General features: G+C 70.1%; 5 protein-coding genes and 1 pseudogene. 1 reads left to right on the plus strand and 5 read right to left on the minus strand.

The features are described 5' to 3' along the window. Window positions 1–492 precede the first annotated feature (492 nt). The 3 genes from CQZ88_RS03980 to CQZ88_RS03990 all read right to left on the minus strand — a co-directional run bounded on the left by CQZ88_RS03980 (window position 493) and on the right by CQZ88_RS03990 (window position 3,099). A complete protein-coding gene (locus CQZ88_RS03980) occupies window positions 493–1,071 on the minus strand; it encodes a C40 family peptidase (protein WP_102799278.1) in 579 nt (192 codons plus the stop codon). 279 nt (window positions 1,072–1,350) lie between these two features. Beyond that, complete coding sequence (locus CQZ88_RS03985) at window positions 1,351–2,436, minus strand: alpha/beta hydrolase (RefSeq protein WP_251550066.1); 1,086 nt, start codon at window positions 2,434–2,436, stop codon at window positions 1,351–1,353. Window positions 2,437–2,766: 330 nt separating this feature from the next. Then, window positions 2,767–3,099, minus strand: a complete 333-nt coding sequence (locus CQZ88_RS03990; RefSeq protein ID WP_006943112.1) for a hypothetical protein — start codon at window positions 3,097–3,099, stop codon at window positions 2,767–2,769. A 535-nt stretch (window positions 3,100–3,634) separates the two neighbouring features. On the opposite strand from CQZ88_RS03990, the pseudogene CQZ88_RS32360 reads away from it, so the two are divergent. Next, window positions 3,635–4,495 (plus strand): annotated as a pseudogene (locus tag CQZ88_RS32360) (IS5 family transposase). Window positions 4,496–4,506: 11 nt separating this feature from the next. On the opposite strand, the gene CQZ88_RS04000 reads toward CQZ88_RS32360, so the two are convergent. Both CQZ88_RS04000 and CQZ88_RS04005 read right to left on the minus strand, forming a co-directional pair. After that, a complete protein-coding gene (locus CQZ88_RS04000; protein WP_102799280.1) occupies window positions 4,507–5,832 on the minus strand; it encodes an ammonium transporter in 1,326 nt (441 codons plus the stop codon). A 222-nt stretch (window positions 5,833–6,054) separates the two neighbouring features. Then, window positions 6,055–6,237 (minus strand): hypothetical protein, encoded by a 183-nt coding sequence (locus CQZ88_RS04005; protein ID WP_102799281.1) that lies wholly within the window; start codon window positions 6,235–6,237, stop codon window positions 6,055–6,057. Window positions 6,238–6,456 lie beyond the last annotated feature (219 nt).

Below are 6,456 nucleotides of genomic sequence, written 5' to 3' on the forward strand. Positions count from 1 at the left end.
CGCACGGAACCCACGATCGGGAGCAGCATGGCGATCGGGAGGCGAACACATGCCCGCACTGACGAAAAACACTTAGCAGTCAGGTATGCCAGGTTTCTGGCCTGGGATGTTCCCGCGGGGCACGCGCGTGCTCCTGGTGGCGGATCCCGTCGAGTGCGACTTCCCACCGAACGAGCGCAGTACCGATATCCCTGAGCGCCCCGCAGGGAGGGAAGGTCCGGCGCAAGGCGCGGATCGACGCGTTGTCCCGCCGGATCGTGGACTGGGGGGCCGGCTCACCCCAGGTCTCATCGCTGGTTCTCGATGCGCCACCGATCGCCACCGCGGCTGCACACGCCGCCCACCACGGCGTTCGGGCACACCCGACGATCACCTCTGCACCCTGTGAGCATGGCTCACGGACCGTGCACCGGATCGGAGCTTCGTCGGGCCCCGGGACCCGTTCACCCCTCGTACCGGCTGATTCTCGACAGGCACCCGATGCGGCCGAGCCTAGTACCGGCGGGCCGCGTAGAACGGCATCGAGTCCAGTGGTGCCTGTTTCACCGACTGCCCGGCGGTGGGGGCGTGGACGACCGTGCCGTTCCCGGCGTAGAGCCCGACATGCTGCGCTCCGTTGAACAAGACGAGATCGCCAGGCTGCAGGTGTGCCCGATCCACCGGTTGTCCCCCGTCGAGCTGGTCGTAGGTGGTGCGCGGCACGACGACCCCGACCTGCTGGTACGCCCACTGGACCAGACCCGAGCAATCGAATGCATCCGGCCCCGCCGCAGCCCAGACGTACGGTGCGCCGATCTTCGACTCGGCCGCGGCGAGCGCCCGCGCACCGTGGGTCGACGGCGACGGCGGCAGTGAGGGTGCCGTGTCGGGGAGGGGTGCAGGGGTAGGCGCCGGAGGAAGCGTCGGCGTGTGGGGGAGGTCGAACGTTCCGATCCCGGGAATCGTGATCGGCTCCGCTGCGGCAGGAGACGCCGGAAGCAGGCATGCTGCCATCGTCACACCCCCGGCGATCAGCAGTCCTGTGGTCGAGACCTGCAGGCGGTTGCCCCGACGCACTCTGTGCTTGGCCATGAAATGGAGTCCTTCGTGTCATACGGTGTCCGAGGGATCCAGGTGCCGCTCGGACGGAACACTCCATAACATTCCGGTCACGAACGAGGCGGACAACGGCCGATCGGCCCATACACCTACCTGGTTCGGTGATGCGGGTAGATCACAAGCGGGCCTACCTCCCGGCACCGGCGGCCGGGTCACCCACGCGGAGGCGTGTCGCCGCCCCGGAACTCGTCACGCCGGAATCGGTCGGCGAGTCGGCGGGCGCGGGTCCCACTCCGGTCCCGAAACCGCATGCTATGCGGGGCATCCCGGTGTCTTCTGGGGGCGTACCGCGCCGGGTGCCCGGGCCGGGACCATGGACCGGATGAAGTGGCCGATCTCGGCGATGGCCCGCCGGGATTCGGGCAGCAGATCGGCCGCGGCCTGGAACACGTGCACCTGGCGGTCCCAGATCTGCAGCTCGCAGTAGCTGCCGGCGTCGGTGAGCCGGTGGGCCATGGTTTCGGCGTCCGGCAGCAGCAGCTCGTCCGACCCCACCTGGATCAGCGTCGGGGGCATGCCGCGCAGATCGTGCTCGATCGGGCACAGCCGGGCCCGGGTGTAGGGGCTGGTCGCCCGGTGGGCTTCGAGGCGTCGGGCGAGTCGGGACAGTTCCGCCGCGGCGGTGGCGGGTAGGAGGGCGCACCGGTCCGCGTTGGGGTGTGCCAGTTTGCGGGCCGGATCCAACTCGGTCAGCGGGGAGAGCGCCACAACGGCTGCGGGGGCGGGCAGGCCCTCGTCACGGAGCCGCAGCGGCACCATGAACGACAGGTACCCGCCGGCGGAGTCGCCGGCGATCACGATCTGCTCGGGCCGGTAGCCGGTGGCCAGGAGCAGCCGGTACCCGTCGATGCTGTCGTCGATGGCGTCGTCGATCGTATGGGTGGGCAGCATCCGGTAGTCGACCATCAGCACCGGTGCCTGTGCCTCGGCGGAGATGCGCGAGACGAGGCGCCGGTGCGTGCGCAGGCCACAGCACAGAAACGCGCCGCCGTGCAGGTAGAGGACGACGCGGTCGGCACCGACGTCGCGGGCCTGGACCCAGAGCGCGCCGCAGTGCGGGAGCGTCGCGGGTCGGCACCGGGTGCCCTCGATCGGCGGCAGCAGGTTTCCGACGGATTCGATCAGGTTGGTCGGCCACGGCAGCCCGGACGCGCGCGCCCACAGTGAGAGCACAGGGCGCAGGGTCAGCTGGAGCGATCGCGCCAGCAGTTGCGCCTGCACGCTGGCTCCGGGGAAGTGCCGCCCACGCACCTGGGTGGGGCGAAGGGGGACTCCTGGCCCGTGCGGCGCGGCGCATCCGTCGAGATCGCCGGGTTCCGACGGTGGGGTGGTCGTCACGATGGTCCTCACATCAGTTCGTTCTTGCGCCCCCGGACGGGTCGGGCACGCGTGGGCCGGGGGACTATGCACGCTGCCGAGGTGGAGTCCGAGTCGGCGTGCACATATCTCCTGAGGCGTCGGCACACCGGCGGTGCCGACGTCGGGGTCTGGACACGGTGCCGGTCCGGGGGCGCACGCACCGACAAAGACTGCCGGGGCGATCGCGGCAGCTGCCCGATCGGCGCCCAGCGAGACCGGACGTACTGTTTCGGAGCATGGCGGTCTCGCCGGCCGGTGGGTCCGCTCGCGGCGTGGGCGTGCTGCAGACCGCTCGACCGCCGGAAGCGCTCATGCATACCGGGCAGCGGCCCGGACGGAGCCGTCGTGTGCAGCAGTTCGGTCCAGTGCGTTCCACGCGGTCCGGTAGCGCTTGTCGGTCATCTCGTCCGCGTCCGCGAGCAGGGCGTCCAACAGGGAGGAGGGATTGTTCTGCCAGCAGCGCACCGCCTCGGCGACGGCGCGGTTGGTGAACAGACCTGAGCGGGCCAGCGCAACCCGCCACTCGTCGAAGACGCCGCGATGGATCTGTTCGACGGTGTCGTAGTCGAATCCCTCGGCGACGAAATCGCGGGAGAACGCCGCCGTGACATAGTCCCCCCAGCCGGACGATTCTGCCGTCATCGGTGCGGGCCCCTTTCGTGCAGTCCACGCGACGGGTCCATTTCCGAAGGGCGACGACGAACGGTGTCGGCGCCACCAGGGAACCCGGCCTGCGCAGTGTGTGTCAGGGCGTATCGTTGCCCGCCGTGGGGCCCGAGGGCATCGGCCGAACGACCCGGAGGGATACCTGTTTCTCGCCGACGGAACTCTCGACCGGGGTGGGCGGCGGATCGTTCGCCCGCCCGAGGCCGGTTGGGTGCGCCCGCGGACCCGGAGGGAGCAGCCTGGTGACACCGCCATCGACGGCCTGGGGGCGACAGCTGTCCCTGCCCCCCGTTCATCACCACGGGCGGTCGCGATGAGGTGGGTGCTCCCGGCATTCCGCGGTGTGCACGTGCCGAAACCTCTCGAGGACCACCGGTTTCGGCTCGACGCCAGGCTTGCGCCACGCGGACGGCGGCCACCCTCGTCGAGGATGCCGGCAGGCCTCCGGGCGGTGCCCGGTGGTCTCGGCCGTGACCGGACACGGTATCGGCATCGGCCGGGGTGAGCAGACCTGACCGACGCGCAGTGGTCGTGGTTGGCCCGCTGCTGCCCCGGGGGAGAAGGCGGGCCGCCCGCCGAAATGGACGAAACGCCAGCCCATCGACGGCATCCGGTGGCGGACCCACACGGGTACCCCCTGGCGGGACGTCCCGGCCCGGTACGGACCGTGGCAGACGGTGTACGGGCTGTTCCGGCGCCGGCAGCGCGGCGGAGTGTGGGCACAGATCCTGACGGCGTTGCAGGCACTCGCCGACGCTGCCGGCGCGATCGTGTGGGACGTCGGCGTCGACTCGACCATCGCGCGGGCGCACCAGCATGCGGCCGGGGCCCGCGGGGACGGCGATCAGCAGATCGAGAGCCACCCGGCGGGGTGGAGACCGAACCGGAGGATCACGCGTGGGGACGGTCGCGTGGTGGGTGGCCCACCAAGACCCATCTGGCCTGCGAGCAGGGCCGCACACCGTTGTCGAGCGTGGTCACCGCCGGTCAGCGGGGGCAGTTCGCAGTTCACCACGGTTCTCGACGGGATCGGTGTGCCGCGGACCGGCCGCGTACCCGGCCGGATCGTGTGCTGGCCGACAAGGCATACAGCAGCACTGGAAATCGCGCCTACCTGCGTAAACGCGGTATCCGCGCGACCATTCCGGTCAAGTCCGATCAGGCTGCCCACCGGACGCGGAAGGGGTCGTCCGGTGGACGTCCGCCGGAGTTCGACACCGAGCACTACAAGCAGCGTCATGCTGTCGAGTGCGGTATCAACACGCTCGAGCAGAACCGCGCGGTGGCAACCAGATTCGACAAACTTGCGGTCCGCTATACCGCCACCGTCCGAATCGCCGCCATCAATCAGTGGCTCCGGCCCGACCGCTGATGAAACACACCCTAGCGCTCGTCGTCGCCGGGCACGGCGTCTTCCCGTGCCTGGGACGGGAAGACCGAGTGCAGCGGATTGACCCCGCCCATCGCCCCGTGCCCGGGCACGCCGTGTTCGTAGGCGGATTCGGCGTGCAGGGCCAGGTCGATACCGGACGCCTCGTCCTCCTTACTGACCCGGAAGCCGAAGGTGCGGTCGATCAGCTTGCCGAGGCCGAAGGTCACGCCGAAGGCGTAGAACCCCACCACCAGTACCGCGAGGACCTGCTTGCCGAGCTGCGCGAAGCCGCCGCCGTACAGCAATCCTTCCGGACCCTCGGTCATCACGGCGGTAGCGAGCACGCCGACGAGAACGGTGCCGACGATGCCGCCCATCAGGTGCACGCCGACGACGTCGAGCGAATCGTCGTAGCCCAGGCGGAACTTCCAGCCCACGGCGTACGAACAGACGATGCCGGCCACCGCGCCGACGACGAGCGCACCGAGAACACCGACGGTGCCGCACGCGGGGGTGATCGCCACCAGGCCGGCGACCACGCCCGAGGCGGCGCCGAACGTGGTGGGGTGCCCGTCGCGGCGCTGTTCGACGAACAGCCACCCGAGCATGCCGGTGCACCCGGCGACGAGCGTGTTGAGGAAGACCGCGGCGGCCTTGCCGTCGGCGGCCAGGGCGGAGCCGGCGTTGAATCCGAACCAGCCGAACCACAGCAGGCCCACGCCGAGCAGGACGATCGGGAGGTTGTGCGGCCGCATGGACTCGGAACGGAATCCCAGCCTTGGTCCGAGCACCAGTGCCAGGGCCAGACCGGACGCTCCGGAGACGGTTTCGACGACGAGTCCACCCGCGTAGTCGAGCACGCCGAGCCGTGCGATCCAGCCGTCGGGTCCCCAGACCCAGTGGGCGACAGGGACGTACACGAGCAGTGCCCAGACAGGCACGAACAGCATCCAGGCGGAGAACTTGGCCCGGTCGGCGATCGCCCCGCTGACGAGGGCGGCGGTGATGATCGCGAAGGTCAATTGGAAGGTGGCGAACAGGAGTTCCGGTACCTGGCCGTGGACGGTGTCGGGCCCGATACCGCTCATCCCCAGGTGTGCGAATCCGCCGAGCACTCCGCCGCCGAGATCGTCGTCGAAGCTGAGCGTGTAGCCCGCGACGAGCCACGTGACCGTGACGAGCGGGATCGACACGAAGCTCATCATGATCATGTTGAGGACGCCGGTGGAGCGGACCATCCCGCCGTAGAACAAGGCGAGACCCGGGGTCATCAGCAGGACGAGGGCGGTGCTCGCCAGCAGCCACGCGGTGGCCCCGGCGTCGATCGTGGGTGACACGGCAGATTCTCCTCACGCGCACGGTTCTCGGTGCGCCGGGTATCCACGATGTGCCGGTCCGGTTTCTGCCACGCGGCGCGGGTGTTGCGAGCGAGTTACGGAAACGGTCATTTCGGACAAGTGGCCGCGAGGGTGTCCCGGTAGCCGCGCACGGGCGGTGCCGCGGAGCGGTGTTCGCGAGGTTCGCCCGCTACGGGACCGACGAGGTCGGCGGCCGGGGGCTCAGGTCTTCTTGCGGGGCGATCGGCGTCGTTTCGGGGCCGGCTCGGACTCCGGGATTTCTGCCGGACGGCCGGTCAGCGCCTCCACGACGGCGGCGAGATCCTCCGAGGACAGCTCGGGGGTCTCCTGCGGGGTGCGGCTCGCCGTGGCGGAGCGTGCCCTCGTTGCTGCGGTGTCGTCCATCGGTGTCCCTCTCGTCGCTCGGCGGCGTTCCCCGGATGACCGCCACGCTCACCGCACGCGCCATCCACCCGGCCAGCATGCCGGAAAGGTCCCGTTTTCGCAGCGGATGACGGCCGACACGCCCGGCGCGGATTCGGCCCGTGCAGCGCAGCGGCCTCCCGTGCCCCGGAACGGGGCGACGGGAGGCCGCTGCGCGTGTGGTGACTGGTCGGCGAGATT

This window comes from Rhodococcus sp. ENV425 (genome assembly GCF_002887785.1).
GTDB classification, from domain to species: domain Bacteria; phylum Actinomycetota; class Actinomycetes; order Mycobacteriales; family Mycobacteriaceae; genus Rhodococcus; species Rhodococcus aetherivorans.

Bases quoted from the DNA above. Each gene is read 5' to 3' on its own strand.
- CQZ88_RS03980 (WP_102799278.1), bottom strand. From the start codon at position 1,071: ATGGCCAAGCACAGAGTGCGTCGGGGCAACCGCCTGCAGGTCTCGACC.
- CQZ88_RS03990 (WP_006943112.1), bottom strand. From the start codon at position 3,099: ATGACGGCAGAATCGTCCGGCTGGGGGGACTATGTCACGGCGGCGTTC.
- CQZ88_RS04005 (WP_102799281.1), bottom strand. From the start codon at position 6,237: ATGGACGACACCGCAGCAACGAGGGCACGCTCCGCCACGGCGAGCCGC.